General features: G+C 69.2%; 27 protein-coding genes, 3 tRNA genes and 1 riboswitch. Of the genes, 26 read left to right on the top strand and 4 right to left on the bottom strand.

The genetic code is table 11. The features are described from left to right. Positions 1-29: 29 nt before the first annotated feature. From C6P64_RS08495 to ppk2, 3 genes are read left to right on the top strand one after another with little or no spacing between them, the layout of a single operon-like run. Entirely contained in the window at positions 30-1,085 is a 1,056-nt protein-coding gene (locus C6P64_RS08495) for a quinone-dependent dihydroorotate dehydrogenase (protein ID WP_105748125.1), read from the top strand. 4 nt (positions 1,086-1,089) lie between these two features. Then, the gene (locus tag C6P64_RS08490) at positions 1,090-1,713 is read left to right on the top strand and encodes a LysE family translocator (RefSeq protein ID WP_105748124.1); all 624 of its coding nucleotides are present in this window, start codon (positions 1,090-1,092) and stop codon (positions 1,711-1,713) included. 53 nt (positions 1,714-1,766) lie between these two features. Further along, positions 1,767-2,957 (top strand): polyphosphate kinase 2, encoded by a 1,191-nt coding sequence (ppk2, locus tag C6P64_RS08485; protein ID WP_105748123.1) that lies wholly within the window; start codon positions 1,767-1,769, stop codon positions 2,955-2,957. 7 nt (positions 2,958-2,964) lie between these two features. Here the strand turns inward: ppk2 and C6P64_RS08480 are convergent, their stop codons facing one another. Continuing rightward, a complete protein-coding gene (locus tag C6P64_RS08480) occupies positions 2,965-3,462 on the bottom strand; it encodes a disulfide bond formation protein B (protein ID WP_245911674.1) in 498 nt (165 codons plus the stop codon). A gap of 98 nt (positions 3,463-3,560) precedes the next feature. Continuing rightward, positions 3,561-4,337 (bottom strand): ferredoxin--NADP reductase, encoded by a 777-nt coding sequence (locus tag C6P64_RS08475; RefSeq protein ID WP_105748121.1) that lies wholly within the window; start codon positions 4,335-4,337, stop codon positions 3,561-3,563. Between the two features lie 304 nt (positions 4,338-4,641). Here C6P64_RS08475 and C6P64_RS08470 point away from each other — a divergent pair, with 304 nt between their 5' ends. The 16 genes from C6P64_RS08470 (at position 4,642) to C6P64_RS08395 (ending at position 20,820) form a co-directional block, all read left to right on the top strand. Continuing rightward, complete coding sequence (locus tag C6P64_RS08470) at positions 4,642-4,917, top strand: oxidative damage protection protein (protein WP_105748120.1); 276 nt, start codon at positions 4,642-4,644, stop codon at positions 4,915-4,917. A gap of 7 nt (positions 4,918-4,924) precedes the next feature. Continuing rightward, on the top strand, positions 4,925-6,856 hold the full coding sequence (mnmC, locus tag C6P64_RS08465; protein WP_105748119.1) for a bifunctional tRNA (5-methylaminomethyl-2-thiouridine)(34)-methyltransferase MnmC2/FAD-dependent 5-carboxymethylaminomethyl-2-thiouridine(34) oxidoreductase MnmC1: 1,932 nt from the start codon (positions 4,925-4,927) through the stop codon (positions 6,854-6,856). Positions 6,857-6,951: 95 nt separating this feature from the next. Then, positions 6,952-7,776 carry a sulfite exporter TauE/SafE family protein gene (locus C6P64_RS08460; protein ID WP_105748118.1) on the top strand — a complete coding sequence of 275 codons (825 nt, stop codon included), beginning with the start codon at positions 6,952-6,954 and terminating at the stop codon, positions 7,774-7,776. Between the two features lie 24 nt (positions 7,777-7,800). Then, on the top strand, positions 7,801-9,591 hold the full coding sequence (locus C6P64_RS08455; protein ID WP_105748117.1) for a nitrite/sulfite reductase: 1,791 nt from the start codon (positions 7,801-7,803) through the stop codon (positions 9,589-9,591). 29 nt (positions 9,592-9,620) lie between these two features. Then, positions 9,621-10,007, top strand: a complete 387-nt coding sequence (locus C6P64_RS08450) for a DUF934 domain-containing protein (RefSeq protein ID WP_105748116.1) — start codon at positions 9,621-9,623, stop codon at positions 10,005-10,007. 11 nt (positions 10,008-10,018) lie between these two features. Next, positions 10,019-10,804, top strand: a complete 786-nt coding sequence (locus C6P64_RS08445; protein ID WP_105748115.1) for a phosphoadenylyl-sulfate reductase — start codon at positions 10,019-10,021, stop codon at positions 10,802-10,804. 142 nt (positions 10,805-10,946) lie between these two features. Continuing rightward, positions 10,947-11,855, top strand: a complete 909-nt coding sequence (cysD, locus tag C6P64_RS08440; protein ID WP_105748114.1) for a sulfate adenylyltransferase subunit CysD — start codon at positions 10,947-10,949, stop codon at positions 11,853-11,855. A gap of 32 nt (positions 11,856-11,887) precedes the next feature. Further along, the gene (locus C6P64_RS08435; RefSeq protein ID WP_105748113.1) at positions 11,888-13,189 is read left to right on the top strand and encodes a sulfate adenylyltransferase subunit 1; all 1,302 of its coding nucleotides are present in this window, start codon (positions 11,888-11,890) and stop codon (positions 13,187-13,189) included. Positions 13,190-13,332: 143 nt separating this feature from the next. Then, the gene (gene fdxA, locus C6P64_RS08430) at positions 13,333-13,662 is read left to right on the top strand and encodes a ferredoxin FdxA (RefSeq protein ID WP_105748112.1); all 330 of its coding nucleotides are present in this window, start codon (positions 13,333-13,335) and stop codon (positions 13,660-13,662) included. 33 nt (positions 13,663-13,695) lie between these two features. After that, entirely contained in the window at positions 13,696-14,772 is a 1,077-nt protein-coding gene (locus tag C6P64_RS08425; RefSeq protein ID WP_105748111.1) for an NAD(P)/FAD-dependent oxidoreductase, read from the top strand. A gap of 26 nt (positions 14,773-14,798) precedes the next feature. After that, positions 14,799-14,906, top strand: a riboswitch (TPP riboswitch). Positions 14,907-14,962: 56 nt separating this feature from the next. Continuing rightward, positions 14,963-16,054: a LuxE/PaaK family acyltransferase gene (locus C6P64_RS08420; protein ID WP_105748249.1), complete on the top strand. Its 1,092-nt coding sequence runs from the start codon at positions 14,963-14,965 to the stop codon at positions 16,052-16,054. Then, positions 16,051-17,511, top strand: a complete 1,461-nt coding sequence (locus C6P64_RS08415; RefSeq protein WP_105748110.1) for an acyl-CoA reductase — start codon at positions 16,051-16,053, stop codon at positions 17,509-17,511. Before C6P64_RS08420 ends, C6P64_RS08415 begins: the two co-directional genes overlap by 4 nt. Before the next feature lies 1 nt (position 17,512). After that, positions 17,513-18,259 carry an ABC transporter ATP-binding protein gene (locus C6P64_RS08410; RefSeq protein WP_105748109.1) on the top strand — a complete coding sequence of 249 codons (747 nt, stop codon included), beginning with the start codon at positions 17,513-17,515 and terminating at the stop codon, positions 18,257-18,259. Further along, positions 18,256-18,996 (top strand): ABC transporter permease, encoded by a 741-nt coding sequence (locus C6P64_RS08405; RefSeq protein ID WP_105748108.1) that lies wholly within the window; start codon positions 18,256-18,258, stop codon positions 18,994-18,996. The genes C6P64_RS08410 and C6P64_RS08405 overlap by 4 nt, the downstream gene beginning before the upstream one ends. 34 nt (positions 18,997-19,030) lie before the next feature. Next, positions 19,031-20,050, top strand: coding sequence for an ABC transporter substrate-binding protein (locus C6P64_RS08400; RefSeq protein WP_105748107.1), 1,020 nt, complete (start codon positions 19,031-19,033; stop codon positions 20,048-20,050). Continuing rightward, positions 20,047-20,820 carry a 3-oxoacyl-ACP reductase gene (locus tag C6P64_RS08395; protein WP_105748106.1) on the top strand — a complete coding sequence of 258 codons (774 nt, stop codon included), beginning with the start codon at positions 20,047-20,049 and terminating at the stop codon, positions 20,818-20,820. Before C6P64_RS08400 ends, C6P64_RS08395 begins: the two co-directional genes overlap by 4 nt. A gap of 14 nt (positions 20,821-20,834) precedes the next feature. Here the strand turns inward: C6P64_RS08395 and thiD are convergent, their stop codons facing one another. Next, positions 20,835-21,683, bottom strand: a complete 849-nt coding sequence (gene thiD / locus C6P64_RS08390) for a bifunctional hydroxymethylpyrimidine kinase/phosphomethylpyrimidine kinase (protein WP_105748105.1) — start codon at positions 21,681-21,683, stop codon at positions 20,835-20,837. A 61-nt stretch (positions 21,684-21,744) separates the two neighbouring features. On the opposite strand from thiD, the gene C6P64_RS08385 reads away from it, so the two are divergent. The 7 genes from C6P64_RS08385 (at position 21,745) to C6P64_RS08355 (ending at position 25,221) form a co-directional block, all read left to right on the top strand. After that, the gene (locus C6P64_RS08385) at positions 21,745-22,869 is read left to right on the top strand and encodes an FAD-dependent oxidoreductase (RefSeq protein WP_105748104.1); all 1,125 of its coding nucleotides are present in this window, start codon (positions 21,745-21,747) and stop codon (positions 22,867-22,869) included. Between the two features lie 7 nt (positions 22,870-22,876). Beyond that, entirely contained in the window at positions 22,877-23,074 is a 198-nt protein-coding gene (gene thiS, locus C6P64_RS08380; protein ID WP_105748103.1) for a sulfur carrier protein ThiS, read from the top strand. 45 nt (positions 23,075-23,119) lie between these two features. Beyond that, positions 23,120-23,926 carry a thiazole synthase gene (locus C6P64_RS08375; protein ID WP_105748102.1) on the top strand — a complete coding sequence of 269 codons (807 nt, stop codon included), beginning with the start codon at positions 23,120-23,122 and terminating at the stop codon, positions 23,924-23,926. Positions 23,927-23,929: 3 nt separating this feature from the next. After that, positions 23,930-24,856, top strand: a complete 927-nt coding sequence (locus tag C6P64_RS08370; RefSeq protein WP_105748101.1) for a thiamine phosphate synthase — start codon at positions 23,930-23,932, stop codon at positions 24,854-24,856. Between the two features lie 81 nt (positions 24,857-24,937). Continuing rightward, positions 24,938-25,013: transfer RNA gene (locus tag C6P64_RS08365), tRNA-Asn, on the top strand. Between the two features lie 47 nt (positions 25,014-25,060). Beyond that, positions 25,061-25,136 (top strand) — tRNA-Asn (locus C6P64_RS08360). A gap of 9 nt (positions 25,137-25,145) precedes the next feature. Beyond that, positions 25,146-25,221, top strand: a tRNA-Gly gene (locus C6P64_RS08355). A 53-nt stretch (positions 25,222-25,274) separates the two neighbouring features. On the opposite strand, the gene C6P64_RS08350 is transcribed toward C6P64_RS08355, so the two are convergent. Continuing rightward, entirely contained in the window at positions 25,275-26,234 is a 960-nt protein-coding gene (locus tag C6P64_RS08350; protein WP_105748100.1) for an alpha-E domain-containing protein, read from the bottom strand. Between the last annotated feature and the right edge of the window lie 12 nt (positions 26,235-26,246).

The raw sequence follows: 26,246 nt of genomic DNA, 5'->3' as shown, positions 1-26,246 counted from the left end.
TCAGGCCCGCCTAGATCCGAGATTATCCAATGTCCCTGCTGCCCTACTCGCTTGCCCGCCCCTTGCTGTTCAAGATGGACCCGGAGGCCGCGCACGAGCTCACGCTCGACAAGCTCGAAAAGCTCCAGCATTCGCCGCTGATGTGCCTGACCTCGCAGCCCAAGGTCAGCGATCCGGTCCGCCTGGCCGGACTGGATTTCCCGAACCGGGTCGGCCTGGCGGCCGGGCTGGACAAGAACGCGCGCTGCATCGATGCCTGGGGCGCACTCGGCTTCGGCTTCGTCGAGGTCGGCACCGTGACGCCCAAGGGCCAGCCCGGCAACCCCAAGCCGCGCATGTTCCGCCTTCCCGAGAAGAACGCGCTGATCAACCGGCTGGGCTTCAACAACGACGGCCTCGACGCCTTCATCGCCAACGTCAAGCGCTCGCAGCTGCGCCAGCAGCCGAAGAAGGGCGGCATGCTGCTGGGCCTGAACATCGGCAAGAACGCCGCCACGCCGATCGAGCGCGCCACCGATGACTATCTGGTCTGCCTGGAAGGCGTGTACCCGCACGCCGACTACGTGACAGTCAACATCTCGAGCCCCAACACCAAGAACCTGCGCGAGCTGCAGAGCGACGAGGCACTGGACCAGCTGCTCGGCGCGCTGGCGGCCAAGCGGGCCGAGCTGGCGGCCAAGCTGGGCGCCTACAAGCCGGTGTTCGTCAAGATCGCGCCCGACCTCGACCAGGCCCAGATCGCGGTGATCGCCGACACGCTCAAGCGCCACGGCATGGACGGCGTGGTGGCAACCAACACCACGCTGAGCCGCGAGGCGGTCAAGGGCCTGCCGCATGCCGAGGAGGCCGGCGGCCTGTCGGGCGCGCCGGTGCTGGAAGCCAGCAATGCCGTGATCCGCCAGCTGCGCGCGCGACTCGGCAAGGACTATCCGATCATCGGCGTCGGCGGCATCCTGAGCGGCGCCGACGCGCTGAGCAAGATCGAGGCCGGCGCCGACGTGGTGCAGATCTACAGCGGCCTGATCTACCAGGGTCCGGGCCTGGTGACCGAGGTCGCGCGCGCGCTCCAGAACGGCCGGGCCTGAAGCCATGACGGCCGAGGCACAACTGGGCTTTTTCGGGATCGCGCTGCTGCTGGGCCTGAGCCCGGGGCCGGACAACCTGTTCGTGCTGATGCAGTCGGCGACCCAGGGCCGGCGCGCCGGGCTGCTGGTGACACTGGGACTGTGCACCGGCCTGCTCGGCCACACGGCGGCGGTCGCGCTCGGGCTCGCGGCGCTGCTGGCGGCCTCGCCCACCGCCTTCGGCGCGCTCAAGCTCGCCGGGGCTGCCTACCTGCTGTACCTGGCCTGGGGCACCTGGCGGGCACCGGCCGCGCTGTCGGCGCAGCAGGGCCAACCGGCGCTGCAGCCCTGGCGCCTGTACGGCCGCGGCGTGCTGATGAACCTGAGCAATCCCAAGGTGGCGATCTTCTTCCTGGCGCTGCTGCCGCAGTTCGTGCAGGCAGGCGCCGGGCCGGTGCCCTGGCAGATCGCCCGCCTGGGCGCGCTGTTCATGCTGGCGACGCTGATCGTGTTCGGCAGCTTCGCCTGGCTCGCGGGCGGACTGGGCCAATGGCTGCAGCGCTCGACGCGCGCGCAGCGGACGCTCAACCGCTGCGCTGCGCTGGTCTTCGTCGGGCTCGGCATCCGACTGATCAGCTCGGAAATGTGACAACAGGATGAAGAGGTGACACAATTTGTCGGATCACCTTTGATACCTGTTACATGAGCCAGACCCTGAACCCCAACGCCCCCGAAGACATCGACAGCAAGCCGGTTCCGAGCCCTGAGAAAACCGTTCGTGCCGGCAAGACCGGCGACAAGGCCAGCGGCAAGTCGCGCGCCGCCAAGCGCGGCGACATCGCGCCCAGGCTAGACGGCGCGGCGCTGGCGCGCCATATCCCCCAGGAGGCGACCGCGGCTGCGCAAGGCAAGCAGCTCGCGGCGGTGCTGGACCTGCTGGGCAATCAGGAACTGGCAGCCGCACAGCGCGCCGCCGCGCTGCGCGCCACGCTGGAGGGCGCCTCGGCCGACGACCTGGCCGTGCTGCGCCAGGCCCTGCTCGACGAGCCGGTGCCGGTCAAGGGCCATCCCGACGACGAGCTCGCCCCCGACTGGCGCGACGGCGGCTATCCCTACAAGCACCTGATGCGCCGCTCGAGCTACGAGGCGCAGAAATACCAGCTGCAGGTCGAGCTGCTCAAGCTGCAGGCCTGGGTCAAGGAGACCGGCCAGCGCGTCGTGATCCTGTTCGAGGGCCGCGACGCCGCCGGCAAGGGCGGCACCATCAAGCGCTTCATGGAGCACCTGAACCCGCGCGGCGCCCATGTGGTCGCGCTCGAGAAACCGAGCGAGGTCGAGCGCGGCCAGTGGTATTTCCAGCGCTATGTCCAGCATCTGCCGACCGCGGGCGAGATCGTGCTGTTCGACCGCAGCTGGTACAACCGCGCCGGCGTCGAGCGCGTGATGGGCTTCTGCTCGGACGCCGAATACCAGGAATTCATGCGCCAGGCGCCCGACTTCGAGCGCCACCTGGTGCGCAGCGGGGTGCAGCTGATCAAGTTCTGGTTCTCGGTCAGCCAGGCCGAGCAGCGCCGCCGCTTCAAGGAGCGCGAGGTCCATCCGCTCAAGCAGTGGAAGCTCAGCCCGGTCGACCTCGCGAGCCTGGACAAGTGGGACGACTACACCCGGGCCAAGGAAGCGATGTTCTTCGAGACCGACACCGCGGACGCCCCCTGGACCGTAATCAAGAGCGACTGCAAGAAGCGCGCGCGCCTGAACGCGATGCGCTACGTGCTGCACAAGCTCAACTACGGCAACAAGGACCTGAACGCCATCGGCAAGCTCGACCCGCTGATCGTGGGCCGCGCGCATGTGGTCTACGAGCGCGGCGAGAAGAGCGGCGCGCTGCTCTGAAGGCGCTTCAGCGCCGACGCAGCAGCAATGCGGCGCCGAGCGCTGCCACCAGCAGGAAGTTCAGGAAGGACCAGTTGGCGATCGTCAGCCCGAGGAAGGTCCAGTCGACCGCGCTGCAGTCGCCGCTGCCGCGGAACAGCATCGGGATCACGCGCTTGAGCGGGAAGGCCTCGATCATGCCGAACAGGTCGCGGCCGCAGGTCGAGACCTCGGGCGGAAACCATTGCAGCCAGCTCTGGCGCGCGGCGACGCCAGCGCCCGTGAGCGAGAGCAGCGCCATCAGGCCGCCGCTCCAGCGCGCGGCAGCTGCCGGCAGCGCCGCACCGATGCCCGCGACCAGCGCGACCAGGATGAACAGGTAGCGCTGCACGATGCACATCGGGCAGGGCTCGAGCCCGACCACATGCTGCAGATAGAGGCCGAAGCCCAGCAAGGCGATGCAGGCGACGGCGATCAGCGCCAGCAGGCGGCGCGGTTGGGCGAAGAGTGAAGATAAGGCTGGCAAGACTGGACCCATCGGTTGCACCTAGGCGAAAACCCTAGTATCCAACAAAAAAGGACGACCATCAGGCCGTCCTTTTTTTCATGCTTGCGCCGGCAGGCTCACTGCTCGACGAAGGCGCGCTCGACGACGAAGTCGCCCGGCGTGCTGGTGTTGCCTTCCTTGAAGCCGCGCTTCTCGCACAGTTCCTTCAGGCTCTTGAGCATCTCGGGGCTGCCGCAGATCATGACGCGGTCGGTCTCGGGATTGAGGTCGGGCAGGCCGAGTTCGCGCGCGACCTGGCCGCTCTCGATCAGGTCGCCGATGCGGCCCTGGCGCTCGAAGGGCTCGCGCGTGACCATCGGGTAGTAGACCAGCTTGCCGGCGACGATCTCGCCGAGGAACTCGTGTGCGGGAAGCTCCTGGGTGATGTAGTCGCGGTAGGCCAGTTCCTTGACCTCGCGCACGCCGTGCATGACGATGACCTTCTCGAAGCGCTCGTAGGTCTCGGGGTCGCGGATGATGCTCATCCAGGGCGCCAGGCCGGTGCCGGTGCCCATCAGGTACAGGTTCTTGCCCGGCAGCAGGTAGTCGATCAGCAGGGTGCCGGTCGGCTTGCGGCCGACGATGATCTTGTCGCCCACCTTGATGTGCTGCAGGCGACTGGTCAGCGGGCCGTCGGGCACCTTGATGCTCAGGAACTCGAGGTGCTCCTCGTAGTTGGCGCTGGCGATGCTGTAGGCGCGCAGCAGCGGCTTGCCGTCTTCCTTGCGCAGGCCGATCATCGTGAAATGGCCGTTCGAGAACCGCAGCGCCTGGTCGCGGGTGGTGGTGAAGCTGAACAGACGGTCGGTCCAGTGGTGAACGGTCAGAACGGTCTCTTCGAGGAATGCGCTCATGGTCTTAGCTCTATGCCAGGCAGGGCCGGGTCGGCGCTGCCTGTGCCCGGACAGTCGGTGACCGTCTGCAGGGCCGGATGGAAATGGGTCAGTCGCTGCCAGGCAGCAAAGGCCCGTAGTGTAGCGCCTGGGGATGATCCCACCCCTGCTTGCGCCAGATCAAGCCCGCGCCGGATCGGACATGCAAAGCTTGCTACAGTCTCACGCTTGGTCAGCGGGGCGGATTGTGCCCGCGCTTGCCAGACAGAAGAAACAATAAAATTTCATACTTTCATAACCTGAATTTCTAAAGAAGGATAGCAAGATGGCGCGCACCGTTCAATGCATCAAGCTCGGCGTCGAGGCCGAAGGCCTGGATTTCCCGCCCTACCCCGGCGAAATGGGCAAGCGCATCTGGCAAAGCGTGAGCAAGCAGGCCTGGGCCGACTGGCTCAAGCACCAGACCATGCTGGTCAACGAGAACCGCCTGAACCTGGCCGACGCCCGCGCCCGCCAGTACCTGGCCCGCCAGATGGAGAAGCATTTCTTCGGCGAAGGCGCCGACCAGGCCGCCGGCTACGTGCCGCCGACCGAATCCTGATCGCGGCATGGTCAGCCCGGTCAGCTGGCTGGAGGATGGCACGCCGCACAGCCTGCGCTTCGACGATGTCTACCGCAGCACCGGCGTCGACGGTCGCGGCGGACTGGAGCAGGCACGTCATGTCTTCCTGGCCGGGTGCGGCCTGCTGCGCGGCGACGACGGCAGCCCCGCGCAATGGTCAGGCCGCGAGAGCTGGCAGCTGCTCGAGACCGGCTTCGGGCTCGGGCTGAACTTCCTGGCGACCTGGCAGGCCTGGCGCGACGACCCGCAGCGGCCGCAGCGACTGTTCTTCACTTCGGTCGAATCGACGCCGGTCAGTGCCGACGACATCCGGCGCAGCGCCCGCCCCTTCCCGGAACGGCAGGCCCTGGCGGAACAGCTCGCCGGGCAGTGGCAGGCCATGCTGCCGGGCATCCATCGCCTGGTGTTCGAGGGCGGCCAGGTCCAGCTGACGCTGGCGATAGGACTGGCGCAGGACCTGCTGCCGACCCTGGATTCGGCCGTCGACAGCATCTTCCTCGATGGCTTCAGCCCAGAGGTCAACCCCGAGCTGTGGGAGCTGCCGCTGCTCAGGGCGGTGGCGCGGCTGAGCCGGCCCGGCACGCGGCTGGCCACCTGGACCATTGCGCGCGCCTTGCGCGACGGGCTGGTCACGGCGGGCTTCGCGGTCGAGAAAGCCGCCGGCCTGCCGCCCAAGCGTGACTGCCTGCGCGCCTGCTTCGCGCCGCGCTGGCAACCCAAGGCCATGTTGCGCCTGGGCCAGGCACCGGCCAAGCGGCGCGCGGTCATCGTCGGCGCCGGGCTGTCGGGCTCGGCCTGCGCCTGGAGCCTGGCCCAGCGCGGCTGGCAGGTGCTGCTGCTCGACGCTGCCGACGCTCCCGCGGCCGGCGCCTCGGGGCTGCCGGCCGGACTGGTCGCGCCGCATGTGTCGCCCGACGACGCGGCGCTGTCACGCCTGACGCGCGCTGGCGTGCGCCTGACGCTGCAGCGTGCCGCCGACCTGCTGCGCGAGGGCGAGGACTGGGCGCCCAGCGGGGTGCTCGAGCACCAGATCGAGGGCAAGCACAGCCTGCCGCGTACTGAAATCTGGCAGCAGGCCGGCTTGCCGTCGAGCCGCACGGCCAGCCCGGACGAACTGGCAGCCGCCGGACTGGCCCCCGACAGCCAGGCGCTCTGGCACGGACTGGCCGGCTGGCTGCGTCCGGCCCGCCTGGTCGGCGCACAGCTGCGGCATCCGCGGATCGAATGGCGCGGCGGCTGCCGGGTCGCGGCGCTGGAGCCGCTGGCCGAGGGCGGCTGGCGCCTGCTCGACGGCGCTGGCAGCGAACTGGCCCGCGCCGAGCAGGTCGTGCTCGCCAGCGCCTATGCCACGCGCGATTTGCTGGAGCGCGCCGGCCTGGCCTCGCCGCCGCTCAATCCGCTGCGCGGCCAGATCAGCTGGGGCGCGCTGGAGGAGTTGCCGCCCGAAGTCCGGGCCCTGCTGCCCGCCATGCCGGTCAACGGCCATGGCTGCTTCGTCAGCGGCACGCCCGGTCCGGACGGCCGCCCGGCCTGGATCGCGGGCTCGACCTTCGAGCGCGCGGTCACCGAGGCCTTGCTCAAGCCCGAGGACCAGGTCGCCAACCGCGACAAGCTGATGCGCCTGCTGCCGGCGCTGGGGCAGGCGCTGGCACCGGCCTTCGAGCAGGCCGGCGCCTGGGCCGGCCTGCGCTGCACCCTGCCGGACCGGGTGCCGGCGGTCGGCCCGCTGGATGCACAGGCCTGGCCGGGCCTGCAGGTCTGCGCCGGCATGGGCGCGCGCGGCCTGACGCTGTCGGTGCTGTGCGGCGAACTGCTGGCGGCGCTGATGCACGGCGAGCCCTGGCCGGTCGAGCGCAAGCTGGCGCAGTCGCTGCTGGCGTCGCGCTTTGGCCAGAAGGCAGCGAACCGATCCGCCTGAGCCCAGCCTGCTGGACAGCTTATTACTTTTTCTGCATGTAGAAACAAGAAAAAAATCGTTTGGGATTATTAGGCTCCACTCTACAGTGGCGACCCATGCACGATATTGGCTTTGTCATCGCGGGTTTTGCAGTGGGTCTGATCGTCGGCTTGACCGGCGTCGGCGGTGGCTCGCTGATGACCCCGATCCTGATCTTCTTCTTCGGCGTCAAGCCCTACATGGCGGTCGGCACCGACCTGCTGTTCGCGGCCTTCACCAAGGCCGGCGGCACCATCAGCCTGATGCGGCAGCGGCTGGTGCCCTGGCGCGTGGTCGGCCAGCTCTGCGCCGGCAGCCTGCCGGCCTCGTTCGCGACCCTCTATGCGCTGCACGAACTCGGCGCGGCCAGCGCCGCGGTGCAAAAGCTTATGACCACCACCCTGGGCTGCGCGCTGCTGCTGACCGCCGGCGCCACCCTGTTCAAGGCGATCCGCATGCGCAAGCCGCCGCAGCGCGTGATGGACAGCCAGGGCCAGCGGGTCGCGACGGGCGGCGGCGGCGAGCCGACCGATGCGATGCGCGCGCGCCACTGGAGCCTGCCGGTGCTGTTCGGCGCCCTGATCGGCTGCCTGGTCACGCTGACCTCGGTCGGTGCCGGCGCCATCGGCGTGACGGTGTTGCTGGTGCTGTTTCCGCTGCTGCCGCTGCCGCGTATCATTGCGGCCGATATCGCCTATGCCGTGCCGCTGACCCTGGTCGCCGGGCTGGGGCACGCCTCGCTGGGCTCGGTCGACTGGGAGCTGCTGCTCAAGCTGCTGGCGGGCTCGCTGCCCGGCATCTGGATCGGCGCCCAGCTGATCCACAAGACCCCGGAGCGCCTGGTGCGCTCGCTGCTGGCGCTGCTGCTGGCCTATGCCGGCACCAAGCTGATCGCCGTCTGAACCGTTTATTGAACCTGAACCCGTATGTACCAATACACCGAATTTGACCGCCAGTTCGTGCGCCAGCGCGCCGAGCAGTTCCGCGACCAGCTCGATCGCTTCCATGCCGGCACACTGGGCGGCGACGAGTTCAAGCCGCTGCGGCTGCAGAATGGCTGGTACATCCAGCGCCACGCGCCCATGCTGCGCGTTGCCGTGCCCTACGGCGAACTGAGCACCAAGCAGCTGCGCGTGCTGGGCCGGATCGCGCGCGAGTACGACCAGCCCAGCCACGAGGTGTTCCAGGGCGCGGTGGCGGCACAGAACAAGCTCGGCGACATCCAGCTGCGCGACGGCAAGGCCATCGGCAGCCGCCTGCTGACCGGCTACGCCCATTTCACGACGCGCCAGAACGTCCAGTTCAACTGGATTCCGCTGACCCAGGCTGCCGACGTGATGGACCTGCTGGCCACGGTCGGCCTGCATGGCATCCAGACCAGCGGCAACTGCATCCGCAACACCACCAGCGACGCGCTGGCCGGGGTGGCGGTCGACGAGATCGCCGATCCGCGCCCCTTCGGCGAGATCCTGCGCCAGTGGAGCACGCTGCACCCCGAGTTCGGCTTCCTGCCGCGCAAGTTCAAGTGCGCCATCGTCGGCGCGACCGAGGACCGCGCCGCGACCGCCTGGCATGACATCGGCCTCAAGCTCAAGAGGAACGAGGCCGGCGAGCTCGGCTTCGAGGTGCTGGTGGGCGGCGGCATGGGCCGCACCCCGGTGATCGCGACCACCATCCGCGACTTCCTGCCCTGGAACCAGCTGCTCAACTACCTGGAAGCCGTGATCCGGGTCTACAACCTCTGGGGCCGGCGCGACAACCTGTACAAGGCGCGCATCAAGATCCTGGTCAAGGCCGAGGGCCAGCGCTACTTCGACGAGGTCGAGACCGAGTTCCGCCGCATCCTCGAGCAGGACGGCGGCCCGCACACCATCACCGAAGCCGAGCTGGCGCGCGTGCAGGCCTGCTTCGTAGAGCCGACAATCGATTTCAGCGCCCCGGCAGCCGAGCCGGTCAGCGCCGAGGAAGCCGCCGAATTCCAGCGCTGGCTGGCGCGCAATGTGCAGCCGCACCGCAACCCGGCGCTGCGCGCGGTCACGCTGTCGTTCAAGCGCGTGGGCCAGTCGCCGGGCGACGCGACCGCCGACCAGCTCGACGCGGTGGCCGAGCTGGCCGATGCCTTCAGCGCCGGCGAGCTGCGCGTGACCCATGACCAGAACCTGGTGCTGCCCTGGGTGCGTGCCGACTTGCTGCCCGCGGTCTGGCGCGAAGCCAAGCGCCTGGGCCTGGCCAAGGCCAATGTGCGCCTGCTGACCGACATGATCGCCTGCCCGGGCGGTGACTTCTGCGACCTGGCCAATGCGCGCTCGCTGCCGCTGGCCGACGCCATCACCGAGCGCTACCAGGACCTCGACGAGCTGGAGGACCTGGGCGAGATCGACCTGCACATCAGCGGCTGCATCAATAGCTGCGGTCACCACCACAGCGGCCATATCGGCATCCTGGGCGTCGACAAGGACGGCAAGGAGTGGTACCAGGTCACGCTGGGCGGCTCGGACGGCTCGGACCTGAGCGGCAAGCCGACTCCCGGCAAGGTGATCGGCCCGTCGTTTGCCCACGGCGAGGTACCCGACGTGATCGAGGCCCTGCTCGAGACCCATGTCGCGCAGCGCCAGCCCGGCGAAACCTTCCTGGCCACCTACCAGCGCGTCGGCGCCGAGCCCTACAAGGCCGCCGCCAATGCCGTGCGCGTGGCCACCGCGCGCACCGAGGCCTGAACGACTGCCGAACCGACGAGAACCAGACCATGAAACTGCTGAACGCCCAAGACCTCGCCACCGAAGCCGCACCGGCCGCTGGCGCCTTGCTGACCGTGGCCAATGACGTCGATGTGCAGACGCTGGACCTGACCGGGGTGCAGCGCATCGACCTGGCCTTCCCCAAGTTCGCCGATGGCCGCGCCTTCAGCCAGGCCTTCGAGCTGCGCCGTCGGCTCGGCTTTGCCGGCGTGATCCGCGCCACCGGCGACGTGCTGGTCGACCAGCTGCTGCAGATGCGGCGCTGCGGCTTCTCGGAAGCCGTGCTGCGCGCCGACCAGGACCCGGCCGTGGGCGAGAAGCTGCTGCAGCATTACAGCGGCTTCTACCAGGGCGATGCGACCGACCTGCAACCGCGCTTCGCCAAGACGGCCTGAAGGGACACCCGATGAGCGAAACCTCCAGCCTGGACGGCTCGTACGCCTCTTCCGCCTTCAAGCCGCAGCGCCTGTCGGCGACCGAGCTGCACGCCAAGCCCTCGGCCGACTATGCCACCAAGCTCGCGACCACGCAGGCGCTGCTGCAGCGTGCCGCCGCCGAGTTCCAGCCGCTCAAGCAGGCCTCGAGCCTGGGCGCCGAGGACGTGGTGATCACGCACCTGATCAACGCGCTGGCACTCGACATCCCGGTGTTCGTGCTCGAGACCGGCCGGCTGCATGCCGAGACGCTGGAGCTGCTCGAGCGCACCGAGGCGCATTCGCGCGCGCCGATCCAGGTCTACCGCCCGCAGCATGAGGCCGTGATCGCCTTCGTGCGCGACAAGGGCCAGAACTCGATCTACGACAGCATCGCGCTGCGCAAGGAATGCTGCGGCATCCGCAAGATGGAACCGCTGGCGCGTGCGCTCGCGGGCCAGAAGGCCTGGATCACCGGCCTGCGCCGCGAGCAGTCGAACGCCCGCGCCGAGGTGCCGCTGATCGACGAGTCCGAGGTCGCGACCAAGGGCCTGACCAAGTTCAACCCGCTGGCCGACTGGACCTGGGGCGATGTCTGGCATTACATCGCACAAAACCAGGTCGACTACAACCCGCTGCACGACCAGTTCTTCCCGAGCATCGGCTGCGTGCCCTGCACCCGCGCGATCAGCCTGGGCGAGGAATTCCGCGCCGGCCGCTGGTGGTGGGAAGACGAAGCCGCCAAGGAATGCGGCCTGCACGTCAAGGCAGGCGGCTAATGACCTTGGGGACAGATCTTCAGCTCTGTCCCCAACCGATCAGAGGGAGCGGGCCTTCAGCTCTGTCCCCAACCGACTAGACCGACCCAATGAACTCGGGGACAGGCCTTCAGCGCTGTCCCCGGCTGACCAAGAAACCGATATGAGCCACCAACTCAACAACTCGCACCTCGACGCGCTGGAAGAAGAAACCATCTTCATCCTGCGCGAGGTCGCCGCCACCTTCGAGCGTCCCGCCATGCTGTTCTCGGGCGGCAAGGACTCGCTCGTGATGCTCAAGTGCGCCGAGAAGGCGTTCGGCATCGGTCGCATCCCGTATCCGCTGCTGATGATCGACACCGGCCACAACTTCAAGGAAGTGACCGATTTCCGCGATTTCCGCGCCCAGGAGCTCGGCGCCGAGCTGATCGTGCGCAGCGTCGAGGACTCGATGGCGCGCGGCACGGTGCGCCTGTCGCATCCGGGCGAGAGCCGCAACGCGCACCAGTCGGTCACGCTGCTGGAAGCGATCGAGGAATTCCGCTTCGACGCGCTGATGGGCGGCGCCCGCCGCGACGAGGAGAAGGCGCGCGCCAAGGAACGCATCTTCAGCCACCGCGACGCCTTCGGCCAGTGGCAGCCCAAGGCCCAACGGCCCGAACTCTGGACGCTGTTCAACACCCGCCTGCAACCGGGCGAGCATTTCCGCGTCTTCCCGATCAGCAACTGGACCGAGATGGATGTCTGGCAGTACATCGAGCGCGAGAACATCGGCCTGCCCAGCCTCTACTACACCCACCAGCGCGAGATCGTCGAGCGCAAGGGCCTGCTGGTGCCGGTCACGCCGCTGACCCCGCCCAAGGAGGGCGAGCAGGTCGTGCTGCGCGACGTGCGTTTCCGCACCGTGGGCGACATCACCTGCACCTGCCCGGTCGCGAGCACCGCCGCCACCCCGGCCGAGATCGTGATCGAGACCCTGGCCGCCGACCTGAGCGAGCGCGGCGCGACCCGCATGGACGACAAGACCAGCGACGCCTCGATGGAAAAGCGCAAGCGCGAAGGCTATTTCTAAGCCCCCGTCAGACCCGCAAAGAGACTAGACACATGGACGCACTCAAATTCATCACCTGCGGCTCGGTCGACGACGGCAAGAGCACGCTGATCGGTCGCCTGCTGGTCGACAGCAAGGCCGTGCTGCAGGATCACCTGGCCGGCGTGCAACGCGGCGGCGAGACCGACCTGGCGCTGCTGACCGACGGCCTCTCCGCCGAGCGCGAGCAGGGCATCACGATCGACGTCGCCTACCGCTACTTCAGCACCGAGGAGCGCAAGTTCATCATCGGCGACGCGCCGGGCCACGAGCAGTACACGCGCAACATGGTGACGGCCGCCTCGAGCGCCGACGCCGCCGTGGTGCTGGTCGATGCGATCAAGCTCGACTGGGCCGATGCCGGCCTCAAGCTGCTGCCGCAGACCCGTCGCCACTCGCTGCTGTGCAAACTGCTGCGCGTGCCGAGCATCGTGTTCGCGGTCAACAAGCTCGACGCGGTCGCCGACGCCGCGCTGGCCTTCAAGAACATCAGCGGCGCACTGAACGCCTTCGCGGCCGAGGCCGGCATTCCGGTGACCGCCATCGTGCCGGTGTCGGCGCTCAAGGGCTGGAACGTGGTTGACTTCACGAACCCCGGCTGGTGCGGCTACGAGGGCCCGACCCTGCTGCAGATCCTCGAGCAACTGCCCAACACCCCGACCGAGGTGCAGGCGCCGGTCGCGCTGCCGGTGCAATGGGTCGAGAAGCAGCACGACAGCCATGTGACCAGCCAGGGCCGGCGCGTGTTCTGGGGCCGGGTCGCTGCCGGCAGCTTCGCGCCCGGCACCGAGGTGCAGGTGTTCCCGAGCGGCCAAAAGGCGGTCGTGGCCCAGGTGCTCGACCATGCGCGCCGCCCCGGCGCCGTGGCGGCCGGCCGCAGCGCCGGTGTCACGCTCGACCGCGAGGTCGATGTCTCGCGCGGCGACTGGATCCTGGCGGCTCCGGTGGCGGCAGCGGTCGCCGACGACGACTTCGACAGCCCGGCGGCGGTCAGCCCCTATCCGGGCCAGAAGGAACTGTCGGCCACCGTCGCCTGGATGGACGACGAGCCGCTGGTCGCCGGCCGCGTCTACTGGGCGCTGCACGGCCACCGCTGGGTCAAGGCCAAGGTCAAGCGCGTGGTGCACAAGCTCGAGATCAACACCCTGGCCGAGGAAGCCGCGAGCCAGCTCGATCCGAACGCGATCGGCCATGTCGAGTTGCTGCTGCAGGAAGCCGTGCCGGCGCTGTCGTTTGCCGACTCGCGCGTGCTCGGCGCGCTGATCCTGGTCGACACCGCCAGCCACAAGACCTCGGGTGCCGTGCTGGTCAACTGACCGGCTTCTTGCCCTGGATCAAGCGACGGGGCCCGCGAGGATTTAAAATCGCGGGTCCGAGCAGCGCCGGCCTGCCCTTTGCGGGGCTGCGCCGGCTTTCTCCATAGATTCACCCTCAGCGCTGCCGCGGCAGCCCACCCCAAATGACTCACGTTGTTACCGAAGCCTGCATCGCCTGCAAATACACCGATTGCGTGGACGTCTGCCCCGTCGACTGCTTCCGCGAAGGCCCGAACTTCCTGACCATCGATCCGGACGAGTGCATCGACTGCGCGGTCTGCATCCCCGAGTGCCCGGTCGGGGCCATCTACGCCGAGGAAGACGTGCCGAAGGACCAGCAGCACATGATCAAGATCAATGCCGAGCTGGCCGTGCTGCCGAACTGGAAGAGCATCACCAAGCGCAAGGCGCCGCTGCCCGACCACGAGCAGTTCAAGGACAAGACCGGCAAGCTCGACCTGCTGCAGCGCTGATCGGCGCCTGGCCTGGAGTCGACCGGATCGAGCATGAGCGCTGCCCCTGACCGCCAGACCACGCTGCAGATCGACTGCGTCATCATCGGCGCCGGTCCGGTGGGGCTGTTCCAGGCCTTCCAGCTCGGCCTGCAGGAAATCCCCTGCCAAATCGTCGATGCGCTGCCCCATGCCGGCGGCCAATGCGTCGAGCTCTACGCCGACAAGCCGATCTACGACGTGCCGGGCATCCCGGTCTGCTCGGGCCGCGAACTGGCCGAGCGGCTGCAGCAGCAGCTCGCGCCGTTCAAGACCCCGCTGCACCTAGGGCAACAGGTCGAAGGCCTGGTCCGGCAGGACGACGGCCGCTGGCGGCTGCAGACCAGTGCCGGCTTGGTCCTGCTGGCGCGCGCGGTCGTCATCGCGGCTGGCGTCGGCGCCTTCGTGCCGCGCCGGGTCGCCATCGACGGGCTGTCAAGCTTCGAGGGCCGCCAGGTCCACTATCACGCGGTAGAGCCGGACCGGCTCAAGGACCAGCGCGTGGTGGTGCAAGGCGGCGACGAGGCCGCGCTCGAGACCGCGCTGCAGCTCGCAGCCAGCGGGCAATGCGCCAGCGTCACGCTGCTGCACCGCAACAGCAAGTTCAAGGCCGATCCGGCGCTCGAGGCGGCGCTGCAACAGGCACTGGCCGATGGCCGGATCGCGCTGGCGCTCGGCCAGCCGGTCGGCCTGCAGCCAAGCGCCGACGGCCAGCGTCTGGCAGCGCTGGAGATCGCCATCGACGACGAGCACACCGAAACGCTGGCCGCCGACGCGCTGCTGCCGCGGCTGGGGCTTTCTCCCAAGCTGGGCCCGATCGCCGACTGGGGCCTGGCGATGGAGCGCAAGCTGCTGAGCGTGGACCCCGCCACCCTGGCCACCAGCCTGGACGGTATCCATGCGGTGGGCGACATCTGCCACTATCCCGGCAAGCGCAAGCTGCTGCTGTGCGGCTTCCACGAGGCGACCCTGGCGGCCTTCGCGATTGCCGCCTGGCTGCGCCCCGAGCAGCGCCAGCTGCTGCAGTACACGACCACCAGCCCGCGCCTGCACGAACTGCTCGGCGTGGCAGGGAAATCGGACCGGGCGTAGAATATTTGGCGTCCTGATCTTTCAGGACCCAAAGCTGGGGGTGTTGGCATCCGACTCGACTGGGCGCCGACTGAGAAAGTCCCTTTGAACCTGATTGAGGTAATCCTCGCGCAGGGAAGCTGGTCCCGGATCTGCTGTTGCCCCCATGGCGCTGCAGCAGGGCCTGGCAGCCCTGCCCTCGAAAGCTGCCATGGCCTCTTCAACTCCGGACCTGGTCCAGGACCTGCTGGACTTCATCGCCCTGCCCGACGCGGACGACGCGGCCTTCAACGCGCTGGCGCTGCGCCTGTTCGCGCACCAGGTGCGCCACAATCCGGCCTATGCCCGCTTCTGCCAGTCGCGCGGCCGCACCCCGGCGACGGTGCGCCGCTGGCAGGACATCCCGGCGGTGCCGGTCAACGGCTTCAAGCAGCTCACGCTGAGCTGCACCCCGGTCGAGGCCTGCGCGCGCGTCTTCACCACCAGCGGCACGACCGGCGGCGAGGACCAGAAAGGCCGCCATTACCACCCCGAGCTGCGGGTCTATGACGCGTCGATGCGGCGCCATTTCGCCGACTGCGCCAACTGTGCCGGCCCGCTGCCGATCCGCATGGCCATCCTGTTCCCGGACGAGGCGGCGCTGCCGAACTCGTCGCTCGCGCATTACCTCCAGCTGTGCCGGGACGATTTCGGCTTGAGCGGCAGCCGCCATTGCTGGGACCTGGAGGGCATGGATGAGGCCGGCCTGCTGGAATTCCTGCGCGGCGCACGAGCCGAGCAGCAGCCGGTCGCGCTGCTCGGCGCGAGCTACAGCTTCGTGCACCTGATGGACGCGCTGGCCGGTCTGGGCGAGGACTTCCGCCTGCCGGCGGGCAGCTGGCTGCTCGATACCGGCGGCTTCAAGGGCCGCTCGCGCGAGATCCCGATGGAGCAGTTCTACGCCCAGCTGTCCGAGGTGTTCGGCGTGGCGCGCGAGCATTGCATCAACATGTACGGCATGACCGAGCTCAGCACCCAGTTCTACGACCGCGGCAACGCGGTCGTGCCCTCGGTCAAGCGCGGCCCGCACTGGATGCGCACCCGTGCCATCGACCCGCTGACCGGCCAGTCGGTGCCAGACGGCGAGCGCGGCATCCTGGTGCACACCGACCTGGCCAACTACAACTCGGTGCTTAGCATTCTGACCGAGGATGTCGGCATCGTCGGCGCCGACGGCTTCCAGCTGCTCGGACGCGCCGAGGGCGCCCAGGCCAAGGGCTGCTCGCTGGCGGTCGAGTCCTTCGTGTCGGCCGCGCGGACATGAAGCCTGAGGTATTCCGGGTTGGCCATCTGCCGGGGCTGGACGCCGGGCAGCTGGCCTGGCGCGAGCTGCCGGCGCCGCAGCTGCCCGCCGGCCATGGCTTCGAGGTAGCGGCGCTGACGCCGGACCAGCTGCGGACGCTGTGCGAGCAGATCCGCGGCCCGGGCCGCCAGGGCCTGCGCGCGCTGCCGGTGCGCGACATCGTGCAGGCGATCGACCGCGTGATCCAGCAGCTGCTCGACCCCGCAGCTCCTGAGCACCAGCTGCTGCTGCGCTGGCTGCCGCTGAGCACCGGCTTTTCGGCCGAAATGATCCGGGTCAACCTGGGCCCCACGCTGCGGACCTTCCGCGCGCTGCAGCTGCAGCGCTTCCTGGTCGAGGATCTGGGCAACCCGGCGCTGCTCGACGGCTTCGAGCCGCGCGTGACCGGCGGCTGGACCCATGCCGAGGGGCCGGATCTGCTGGCCCATGTCTGGGCCGGCAACGTGCCGGGACTGCCGCTGTGGAGCCTGGTCTGCGGCCTGCTGGCCAAGGCCGGCAATATCGGCAAGGTCTCGGCCGGCGAACCGGTGTTCGCCACCGTGTTCGCCCAGACCCTGGCCAGGCTGGAAACGCGCCTGGGTGCTGCCGTCGCGGTGCTGTGGTGGGAGCGGCAGGACCTCGACACGGCCAGCGCCATCTGGAGCGAGGCCGACACCTTGCTGGCCTATGGCGGCGACGCCGCGCTGCGCGAGCTGCAGGCGCAACTGCCGCCCGGGGTGCGCTTCCTGCCGCATGGCCACAAGCTGAGCTTCGGCGTGGTCGGCCGTGCCGCCTTGAGCGCTGGCCGCGCGCCGGCCATCGCGCGGCTGGCGGCGGACGACCTGGTGCGGCACGAGCAGCAGGGCTGCTACTCGCCGCAGGCCTTCTATGTCGAGCGCGGCGGCCAGGTGTCGCCACTGGAATTCGCCCAGCGACTGGCCGCCGGCCTGCAGCAGCTCTCCGCAAAATTCCCGCGGCCGCAGCCCGGACTGGCGGAGGCGGCCCAGATCGCGCAATGGCGCAGCAGCCTGGAATGGGCCGGATTCGACGATGCCAGCGTGCAGGTCCTGGGCCACCCGGATCACGGCTGGAGCCTGGTCTACCGCGACCGGCCGACGGTAATTGCGCCCGGCCCGCTGCACCGCTGCGTGCAGGTGGTGGCGCTCGACAGCCTAGACGAGTTGCCAGCCTGGCTGGCGCCGCAGCGGCGCCATCTGCAAAGCGCGGGCCTGGCGGTGGCGCCGGAACAGCTGCAGGCGCTGGCCAGCCAGCTGGCGGCAGTGGGCGTGACCCGCCTGAGCGCCATCGGCCACATGACCCTGCCGGCGCCGGGCTGGCACACCGACGGCCGCCCGAGCCTGCTCGACCTGGTGACCCTGGTCGACCTGGAAGCCTCAGCCGAGGCGCTGGCCGAAGGCCTGACCGACTATGAAGTCTGAAATGACGCCGCTGTTGACCCTCGAGCAGATCGGCTTTGCCTATGCCGATGGCCGTCCGGTGCTGCAAGGCATAGCCCTGCAGATCAAGGCCGGCGAATTCCATTGCCTGCTGGGGCGCAGCGGCTGCGGCAAGACCAGCCTGCTCAAGCTCGCCGCCGGCCTGCTGCTGCCCGGCAGCGGCCGGGTGCTGTGGCGCGGCGAAGCGGTGCGCGGCCCGCTGCGCGAGGTCGCCTTCGTGTTCCAGCGCCCGACCCTGCTCGACTGGCTGAGCGTGCTCGACAACGTGCTGCTGCCGATTTCACTCGAGCGGCGCGTGACCGCCGCTGACCGGGAACAGGCCAGGCATTGGCTGCAGCGGCTCGGCATCGCGGAGCAGGCGCAGCGCCGGCCCGCGCAGCTCTCGGGCGGCCAGCAGAGCCGGGTCGCCGTGGCCAGGGCCTGGATGCAGCAGCCGGCGCTGCTGTGCATGGACGAGCCCTTTGCCGCGCTCGACGCCTTGACGCGCGAGGAGCTGCAGCAGGACCTGCTGGCGGTCTGCGCCGAACAGGGCAGCGCCGTGCTATTCGTGACCCATGACCTGGCCGAGGCCGCCTTCCTGGGCGATCAGGTCAGCCTGCTCGACCGCGGCCGGCTGCAGGCGCGCTTGTCGATCAGTGCCGAGCGCCCGCGCAGCGCCCGCTGGCGCGACCAGGCCGGCTTCCACGCTCAGTGCGCCACATTGCGCCAGCAACTGGAGGCCACGCGATGAAGCGCCTGTTCGATGCCGGCATCTCGCTGCTACTTGGCCTGGGCCTGCTGCTGGCCTGGGAACTCTCGACCCGCTGGTGGCAGCTGTCGGCGCTGGTGCTGCCGGCGCCGTCCCAGGTCGGGCGCGCGCTCTGGCAGGGCTTTGCGACCGGCTACTGGTGGCCGCACCTGGGGCAGACCCTGGCATCGGTCGGCCTCGGGCTGGTCCTGGGCGCCGCGCTGGGCTTTGGCTCCGGCCTGCTGCTTGGGCAGAGCCGGCGCCTGCGCCGCTGGCTGACCCCTTACCTGGTGCTGAGCCAGGTGACGCCCAAGCTGGCGCTGGCGCCCTTGTTCATCGTCTGGTTCGGCTTTGGCCTGCTGCCCACGGTGGTGATGACGGCGCTGATCTGCTTCTTCCCGCTGCTCGAGAACACCCTGGGCGCGCTCGACCAGACCGACGCGCGCCAGCTCGAGCTGTTCCGCGCCCTGGGCGCCAGCCGCTGGCAGACCCTGTGGCGGCTGCAGATCCCGGCCGGGCGGCACACCCTGGCGGCGGGCCTGCGCGTGGCGCTGGTGCTGGCCTGGGTCGGCGCCGTGGTGAGCGAGTTCATCAGCGCCAGCCAGGGCCTGGGCGCGGTGATCATCGGCGCCCAGGGCTCGATGGACACCGCGCTGATGTTCGCCGCGCTGGCGCTGATCGCGGCGCTCGGCATCTCGTCCTATGCCCTGCTCGGCGCGCTGCAGCGGCGCTGGCAGTGACTGAAACCGTCGTTTTTGATCCAAGGAATATCTGATGCACAAGCTTTCACGACGCGACCTGGCCCGCTATCTGGCCGTGGGCGGACTGGCCGGCGGCCTCGCACCGCTGGGCGGACTGGTCAACCTGGCGCAGGCCCAGCCACTCGACAAGGTGGTGCTGGCCGGCTGGAGCAAGCCGATCTCGGAAATCACGAACCTGCTGGTCGAGGCCGACAAGGGCTTCTTCCGCGCCCAGGGCATCGAGTTTTCCTACCTGCCGGGCGCTGGCGGCGGCGACGCGCTGCGCAACCTGCTCAGCGGCCAGGCCGACATCGCCTTCACCGACCCGGGCTCGCTGTTCGCCGCGCTCGACAAGGGCGAGAAGCTGCGCGCCATCTACGACGTCTACCCGCAGAACGTCTTCAACGTCGTGTCGCTCAAATCGCGCGGCATCAGCAAGCCGGCCGACCTGAAGGGCAAGCGGGTCGGCGTCTACAGCCTGTCCAGCGGCACGCGGCAGAATCTGCAGGTGCTGCTGCACTCGGCCGGCCTGAGCGAAGCCGACATCACCCTGGTGCCGACCGGGCTGCTCAACTTCGCGCCGCTGATGCAGGGCCAGGTCGATGCCACCGCCGCCACCGACACCGGCTTGCTGGTCGGGCGCCAGCGCGGCCTGGGCGAAGTCAACGTGATGGAAGTGCGCCAGCAGCTCAACCTCAGCAGCGACCTGCTGGTGGTGCGCGAGGAGACCTACCAACGACAAAAAGCGCTGCTGCGCCGCTTCCTGACAGGTTTTCGCGACAGCGCGCAGTGGATGATGCAGGCTCCCGAGGAAGCGGCCCGCCTGGCGACCCGGGTCGCCATCGACGGCCAGAACGAGGCCATCAACCTGGAAGTCATCAAGCTGCGCAATGCCTCGAGCATCTCGAGCCTGACGCAGAAGAAGGGCCTGGGCAGCCTGGATACCGCCACGCTGCAGCGCGGGCTGCAGGTCTACCGCGACATCGGCGTGCTGTCGCGCGAGATCGCGGTCAACAGCATCGTCGGCACCGACCTGCTGCCGGCCAAGCCATGAGGCGTCGCTTCGACCAGCAGCTGGTGCTGGTGACCGGCGCCAGCCGGGGCATCGGTGCCGCGATCGCCGAGGCCTTCGCGCGCGAGGGCGCGATGGTGGTGGTCAACTACCGCGAGCGCGCCGATGCCGCGCGCGAGGTGGTGGCGCGCTGCGAGGCGCACGGCGTGCCGGCCTGGGCGATTGCCGCCGACGTGCGCGACCCGGCGGCCGTGCGCGCCATGGTCGACGAGGTGCTGGCGCTGACCGGGCGCATCGACGTGCTGGTCAACAACGCCTTCGCGCCGTACCGCTTCGACCCCGAGAACCGCGCGCGCTTCTGGGAAACGCCCTGGGACGCCTACCAGAGCCAGTTCGACGGCGCGGTGCAGGCCAGCTACCAGCTGTGCCAGGCCGTGCTGCCCGCGATGCGCCAGCGGCTGCAGGGCAGCATCGTCAACCTGGTGACCGACCTGGTGCAGCAGCCCAGCCTGCCCTACCACGACTACGCGACGGCCAAGGCGGCGCTGATCGGCTTCAGCCGCCAGCTGGCGAGCGAGCTCGGCAGCCTGGGGATCAGGGTCAACTGCGTCGCGCCCGGGCTGGTCAGCCCGACCGAGTCCAGCCGCGCCACCCGCGAGGCGGTCAAGGACCAGATCATCGCGCGCACCCCGCTGGGCCGCATCGCCACGCCCGAAGACGTGACCGGCCCGGTGCTGTTCCTGGCCTCGGACTGGAGCCGCTTCATGACCGGCCAGACCCTGGTCGTCGATGGCGGCCTGGTGATGACATGAAGCGACAGCGCGACTCAGCCCTGCAGCCGCCGCATGGCCTGCGGGGCGTAACCGTGGTTCAGCGGTCCGTGGCCCTGGCCGGTCTGCACATCGGCGCCGGCCGCGATCGCGCCGCGGATATAGGCATGCGCTGCCTGGACCGCCTCGGCCAGCTCCAGGCCCAGCGCCAGGTGGGCGGCAATCGCCGACGACAGGGTGCAACCGGTGCCATGCGAGTTGCGCGTCGCGATACGCGGCCCGCTCAGGCGCAGCCATCGGTCGGCGGGTTGAGCAGGCAGCGCCAGCAGGTCGGTCAGCTGCTCGCCACCCAGATGGCCGCCCTTGAGCAGCACGGCCTTGGCACCCAGTCCCAGCAGGTCGGCGCAGGCAGCGTCGAGGTCGGCCACCTCGCGCACCGGACGGCCCAGCAGCAGCGCGGCCTCGTCCAGGTTCGGCGTGATCAGGCTGGCACGCGGGAACAATTCGGACACCAGCGAGGCGATCGTTTCCTGCCGGATCAACGCGTCGCCGCTGGTCGCGACCATCACCGGGTCCAGCACCACCTGCTGCAGCTGGTAATGGTCGATCGCCCAGGCCACCACCTCGACGATCTCGGGCGCGTGCAGCATGCCGATCTTGACCGCGTCGACGCCGATGTCCTCGATCACGGCAGCAATCTGCTCCTGCAGGAAGTCCGCCGGCACGCCGTGGATGGCGCGCACGCCGACCGTGTTCTGCGCCGTCAGCGCGGTGATCGCGCTCATGCCGTAGCAGCCCAGCGCGGCGAAGGTCTTGAGGTCGGCCTGGATGCCCGCGCCGCCGCAGGAATCGCTGCCGGCGATGGTCAGGACGCGTGGGTAATGAAAGGTGGAATCTTGGCTCATCGCAAAATTATCCCGCAGCGCCCGCGCGCTGCCCGCTCCTTGCCTCAAGAGGATCGTCACCATGTCTGAATCCCTGCAGCCACAAGAACCAGTGCTGGTGCTCGGCGCCGGCCTGATGGGCCGCCTGCTCGCGCTGTCGCTGGCACAAGCCGGCCACCCGGTCCGCCTCGTCGATGCCGGCCCGCCCGACGGCAGCGGTGCGGCGGCCCGAGTCGCCGCCGCGATGTTGGCACCGCTGGCCGAATCCGCCATCACCGAGCCCAGCGTGGTCGCGCTGGGCCAGTATGCGCTCGCGCGCTGGCCGCAGCTGATCAAGGGCCTGACGCGCCCGGTCTACTTCCAGCAAAACGGCACGCTGATCGTCTGGCACCGCCAGGACGCGCCGGAGGCGCAGCGCTTCTCGGGCCTGCTGGCCCAGACCGGCCGTGCCCTACCCGATCTGCCCAGGCCACGCGGACTCGACAGCCAGGGCCTGGCCGAGCTCGAGCCGGCGCTGGCGCAGCGCTTCCACCAGGGCCTGTACCTGCCCGAGGAAGGCCAGCTCGACAACCGCCAGCTGCTGGCGGCGCTGACCGACTCGCTGGCCGCGCGCGGCATCACCATCGAATGGAATACCCGCCTGACGCTGGAACAGGCGCAGGACATCCAGGCCGACCGGGGCGGCTGGCTGCTGGATTGCCGGGGCTTGGGCGCGCGCGCCGACTGGCAGGCCCCGGGCCAGAGCCTGCGCGGCGTGCGCGGCGAGGTCGCGCGCATCCATGCGCCCGACGTCACGCTGCAGCGCCCGACCCGGCTGCTGCACCCGCGCTACCCGATCTACATCGCGCCGAAGGAAGACCACATCTTCGTGATCGGCGCCACCGAGATCGAGAGCGACGACATGAGCCCGGCCAGCGTGCGCTCGACGCTCGAACTGCTGAGCGCCGCCTACGCGGTCCACCCCGGCTTCGGCGAGGGACGCATCCTCGAGCTGTGCAGCCACTGCCGCCCGACCCTGCCCGACAACCTGCCGGCCATCCACGAGGTCGCGCCGCGCGTGCTGCAGGTCAACGGCCTGTACCGGCACGGCTTCATGATCTCGCCGGCCTTGCTCGACGCCGTGCTCGAATGGATGCAGCAAGGCCGCAAGACGCTGGCCGACCAGCTGCAACTGCGCTTTTCCACCCTGGCCGCCCGCGCGGCCTGATCCCACCATGCAAGTCCTCATCAACAACCAGGCCCACCAGCTGCCCGACCACGCCACCCTGGCCGATGCGGTGCAGGCGCTAGGCGCCAGCGGCCCGTTCGCCGCCGCGCTCAACCTGCGCTTCGTGCCGCGCGGCCAGTACGCCCAGACGCCGCTGGCCGAAGGCGACAAGGTCGAGATCATCGCCCCCGTGACCGGCGGCTGAGCCTCCTTGCCGCCGCTCCCTGCCCACCACCTTCCGATTCACACCATGACCACAGCCGCCCCCAACCAAGACCCGCTGGTCCTCTATGGCGAGATCTTCGCCAGCCGACTGCTACTGGGCACCTCGCGCTACCCCTCGCCCGCCGTGCTCGAGGCCGCGGTCGCGCGCAGCCAGCCCTGCATGCTGACCGCCTCGCTGCGGCGCCAGGGCGCCAGCGGCCTCGACGCCAGCCAGGGCTTCTGGCCGCTGCTGCAGAAGATGGGCGTGCCGGTGCTGCCCAATACCGCCGGCTGCCACAGCCTGCAGGAAGCCATCACCACCGCCGAGATGGCGCGCGAGGTGTTCGAGACCGACTGGATCAAGCTCGAGCTGATCGGCGACGACTACACGCTGCAGCCCGACACGCTGAACCTGGTCGAGGCCGCCGAGCGCCTGATCAAGTCCGGCTTCAAGGTGCTGCCCTACAGCACCGACGACCTGGTGCTGTGCCAGCGCCTGGTCGACGTCGGCTGCCAGGCCGTCATGCCCTGGGCGGCACCGATCGGCACCGGCCGCGGCCCGATCAACCCCTGGGCGCTGCGCACGCTGCGCGAGCGCCTCGACGTGCCGCTGATCGTCGATGCCGGCCTGGGCCTGCCCTCGCACGCCTGCCAGGTGATGGAATGGGGCTATGACGCGGTGCTGCTCAACACCGCGGTCGCGCTGGCGCAGGAACCCGTCACCATGGCCGGCGCCTTCGCCGACGCGGTGAAGGCCGGCCGCAGCGCCTTCCTGGCCGGTGCCATGACCGCGCAGGACACCGCACAGCCCAGCACCCCGGTGCTCGGCACCCCGTTCTGGCACCAGGACTGATCCATGCCGACTGCCACCGAACTGATGCAGAGCATCGTCGAGCGCCATGCCGCGCTCGGCCTGGACAGCAATACCGATCCGGCCGCGCTGCCGGCCGACGCCAGCCCCCATGCGATCGGCTACGCCGCCGCGCGCCGACTCGGCTTCATCCCGGCCGACGCCGAGGTCGTGGCCAGCGCCTGGCAGCGCCAGAGCGATCGCAGCGGCCGCTTCGACCCCGATGCCTGGCCTTGCGAGCCGGCCGATTTCGGCATCCCCGCCGGTCCGCGCATTGACGCCTTCGCACCCTGCCCGCCAGCGCTCGGCCTCTACGCCGTGCTGCCGAGCGCCGAATGGGTCGGTCGCATGGCGCGCGCCGGCCTGCCGACCGTGCAGCTGCGCTTCAAGTCGCAGGATGCGGCCGCCGTGCGCGCCGAGATCCGCGCCGCCGTCGAAGCCGTGCAGGGAACAGCCAGCCTGCTGTTCATCAACGACCACTGGCGCGAGGCGATTGCCGCCGGCGCCTACGGCGTGCACCTGGGCCAGGAAGACCTCGACACGCTGACCGCGTCCGAGCTGGCCGAGATCCGCGACGCCGGGCTGCGGCTGGGCCTGAGCACCCACGGCTATGCCGAGATGCTGCGCGCCGACACCGTGGGCCCGAGCTACCTGGCGCTCGGCGCGGTGTTCCCGACCACGCTCAAAGCCATGGCGACGCCGCCGCAGGGCACGGGACGGCTGCAGGCCTACGCGCGGCTGATGCGCTCGCGCAGCCTGGTCGCGATCGGCGGCATCGGCGCCGAGCAGCTGCCCGAGGTCGCCGCCAGCGGTGTCGGGTCGTTTGCGGTGGTGCGCGCCATCACCGGCGCCGAACAGCCCGAAGCCGCCGCTGCCGCGCTGCAGCAGCGCTGGGACTCACTGCGCGCCGCCCAGGCCGGCCAGGGTCGCTGAACGCCTGAACCTGCGGCCTGAGCCAGAAAATTTTCACCCTGCTGCAACAGAGTCGAAAACCTGGCTATAATTCAAGGCTGTTCCTCGATAGCTCAGTCGGTAGAGCGCCGGACTGTTAATCCGTAGGTCCCTGGTTCGAGCCCAGGTCGAGGAGCCAACAATTTGATACTGATGCCCGTGATGACACCATCGCCACGGGTAGATTCCTCGATAGCTCAGTCGGTAGAGCGCCGGACTGTTAATCCGTAGGTCCCTGGTTCGAGCCCAGGTCGAGGAGCCAAATTCAGATGCGGGATTAGCTCAGTTGGTAGAGCGATACCTTGCCAAGGTATAGGTCGAGAGTTCGAGTCTCTTATCCCGCTCCAATATAAAAAGCCCGTCGCTACTGCAGCGACGGGCTTTTTGCTTATGTGGCGCCTCAGACCGGCGCCGGCACCAGGAAGTCGCGGCTGATGCGCCCGCCGAGCTCGTTGACGCGGTCGAGGAACTGGGTCAGGTAGGCGTGCAGGCCGGTCTCCATGATCTCCTCGAGGCTGCCGTACTGCAGGTCGGACAGCATCTTGCCGGCACGGCGCTCGGTCTCGCCCGAGATCGAGTTGCTGACCCGGCCCAGGTTGGCCACCACGCCCTGCAGGCTGGCGTGCAGGCTGCGCGGCATGTCGGCGCGCAGGATCAGCAGCTCGGCCACCCGCTCGGGCGTGATGACATCGCGGTAGACCTTGCGGTAGACCTCGAACGCGCTGACGCTGCGCAGGATCGCGCTCCAGTGGTAGAAGTCGTATTCCTGGTCCTGCTCGGAGGCGGCGCCGTAGAAGTCGCTCTCGACCGCGTGGAACTTGACGTCGAGCAGCCGCGCCGTGTTGTCGGCCCGCTCGAGGAAGGTGCCCATGCGGTAGAAATAGAAGGCCTCGTCGCGCAGCATGGTGCCGATCGCGACGCCGCGCGACAGGTGCGAGCGGTGCTTGACCCAGTCGAAGAACTTGGCCGGGTCGCGCTCGAACTCCTTGTCCTTGAGCATCTGGCTCAGCTTGAGCCAGGTGTGGTTGATGGTTTCCCAGACCTCGGTCGGCAGCGCGCCGCGCACCGCGCGGGCGTTCTCGCGCGCGGCGCGCAGGCAGGACACGATGCTCGAGGGATTGGAGGCGTCGCGCACCATGAAGTCCAGCACGTCCTTGCTGTTGACCTCGCCATGCAGGAACTCGTAGGCGGGCATCAGTTCGCTGATGCGCAGCAGGCCCTCCCAGCCCAGCTTGGCCACCGCGGCCGACTGCGGCAGCAGCGCGGTCTGGTAGTTCACGTCCAGCATGCGGGCGGTGTTTTCGGCGCGCTCGGTGTAGCGCGACATCCAGAACAGGTGATCGGCGGTTCTCGACAGCATATTTCAGTTCTT

The organism is Malikia granosa (genome assembly GCF_002980595.1).
Taxonomy (GTDB): domain Bacteria; phylum Pseudomonadota; class Gammaproteobacteria; order Burkholderiales; family Burkholderiaceae_C; genus Malikia; species Malikia granosa.
Note: the sequence above shows the minus strand (reverse complement) of the source record. Positions and strands in the feature narration are given on the sequence as shown.

What these genes read in the sequence shown, in the direction of transcription:
- C6P64_RS08495 (WP_105748125.1), top strand. Translation starts at nt 30, where the DNA reads ATGTCCCTGCTGCCCTACTCGCTTGCCCGCCCCTTGCTGTTCAAGATG.
- C6P64_RS08490 (WP_105748124.1), top strand. Translation starts at nt 1,090, where the DNA reads ATGACGGCCGAGGCACAACTGGGCTTTTTCGGGATCGCGCTGCTGCTG.
- ppk2 (WP_105748123.1), top strand. Translation starts at nt 1,767, where the DNA reads ATGAGCCAGACCCTGAACCCCAACGCCCCCGAAGACATCGACAGCAAG.
- C6P64_RS08475 (WP_105748121.1), bottom strand. Translation starts at nt 4,337, where the DNA reads ATGAGCGCATTCCTCGAAGAGACCGTTCTGACCGTTCACCACTGGACC.
- C6P64_RS08470 (WP_105748120.1), top strand. Translation starts at nt 4,642, where the DNA reads ATGGCGCGCACCGTTCAATGCATCAAGCTCGGCGTCGAGGCCGAAGGC.
- mnmC (WP_105748119.1), top strand. Translation starts at nt 4,925, where the DNA reads ATGGTCAGCCCGGTCAGCTGGCTGGAGGATGGCACGCCGCACAGCCTG.
- C6P64_RS08460 (WP_105748118.1), top strand. Translation starts at nt 6,952, where the DNA reads ATGCACGATATTGGCTTTGTCATCGCGGGTTTTGCAGTGGGTCTGATC.
- C6P64_RS08455 (WP_105748117.1), top strand. Translation starts at nt 7,801, where the DNA reads ATGTACCAATACACCGAATTTGACCGCCAGTTCGTGCGCCAGCGCGCC.
- C6P64_RS08450 (WP_105748116.1), top strand. Translation starts at nt 9,621, where the DNA reads ATGAAACTGCTGAACGCCCAAGACCTCGCCACCGAAGCCGCACCGGCC.
- C6P64_RS08445 (WP_105748115.1), top strand. Translation starts at nt 10,019, where the DNA reads ATGAGCGAAACCTCCAGCCTGGACGGCTCGTACGCCTCTTCCGCCTTC.
- cysD (WP_105748114.1), top strand. Translation starts at nt 10,947, where the DNA reads ATGAGCCACCAACTCAACAACTCGCACCTCGACGCGCTGGAAGAAGAA.
- C6P64_RS08435 (WP_105748113.1), top strand. Translation starts at nt 11,888, where the DNA reads ATGGACGCACTCAAATTCATCACCTGCGGCTCGGTCGACGACGGCAAG.
- fdxA (WP_105748112.1), top strand. Translation starts at nt 13,333, where the DNA reads ATGACTCACGTTGTTACCGAAGCCTGCATCGCCTGCAAATACACCGAT.
- C6P64_RS08425 (WP_105748111.1), top strand. Translation starts at nt 13,696, where the DNA reads ATGAGCGCTGCCCCTGACCGCCAGACCACGCTGCAGATCGACTGCGTC.
- C6P64_RS08420 (WP_105748249.1), top strand. Translation starts at nt 14,963, where the DNA reads ATGGCCTCTTCAACTCCGGACCTGGTCCAGGACCTGCTGGACTTCATC.
- C6P64_RS08415 (WP_105748110.1), top strand. Translation starts at nt 16,051, where the DNA reads ATGAAGCCTGAGGTATTCCGGGTTGGCCATCTGCCGGGGCTGGACGCC.
- C6P64_RS08410 (WP_105748109.1), top strand. Translation starts at nt 17,513, where the DNA reads ATGACGCCGCTGTTGACCCTCGAGCAGATCGGCTTTGCCTATGCCGAT.
- C6P64_RS08405 (WP_105748108.1), top strand. Translation starts at nt 18,256, where the DNA reads ATGAAGCGCCTGTTCGATGCCGGCATCTCGCTGCTACTTGGCCTGGGC.
- C6P64_RS08400 (WP_105748107.1), top strand. Translation starts at nt 19,031, where the DNA reads ATGCACAAGCTTTCACGACGCGACCTGGCCCGCTATCTGGCCGTGGGC.
- C6P64_RS08395 (WP_105748106.1), top strand. Translation starts at nt 20,047, where the DNA reads ATGAGGCGTCGCTTCGACCAGCAGCTGGTGCTGGTGACCGGCGCCAGC.
- thiD (WP_105748105.1), bottom strand. Translation starts at nt 21,683, where the DNA reads ATGAGCCAAGATTCCACCTTTCATTACCCACGCGTCCTGACCATCGCC.
- C6P64_RS08385 (WP_105748104.1), top strand. Translation starts at nt 21,745, where the DNA reads ATGTCTGAATCCCTGCAGCCACAAGAACCAGTGCTGGTGCTCGGCGCC.
- thiS (WP_105748103.1), top strand. Translation starts at nt 22,877, where the DNA reads ATGCAAGTCCTCATCAACAACCAGGCCCACCAGCTGCCCGACCACGCC.
- C6P64_RS08375 (WP_105748102.1), top strand. Translation starts at nt 23,120, where the DNA reads ATGACCACAGCCGCCCCCAACCAAGACCCGCTGGTCCTCTATGGCGAG.
- C6P64_RS08370 (WP_105748101.1), top strand. Translation starts at nt 23,930, where the DNA reads ATGCCGACTGCCACCGAACTGATGCAGAGCATCGTCGAGCGCCATGCC.
- C6P64_RS08350 (WP_105748100.1), bottom strand. Translation starts at nt 26,234, where the DNA reads ATGCTGTCGAGAACCGCCGATCACCTGTTCTGGATGTCGCGCTACACC.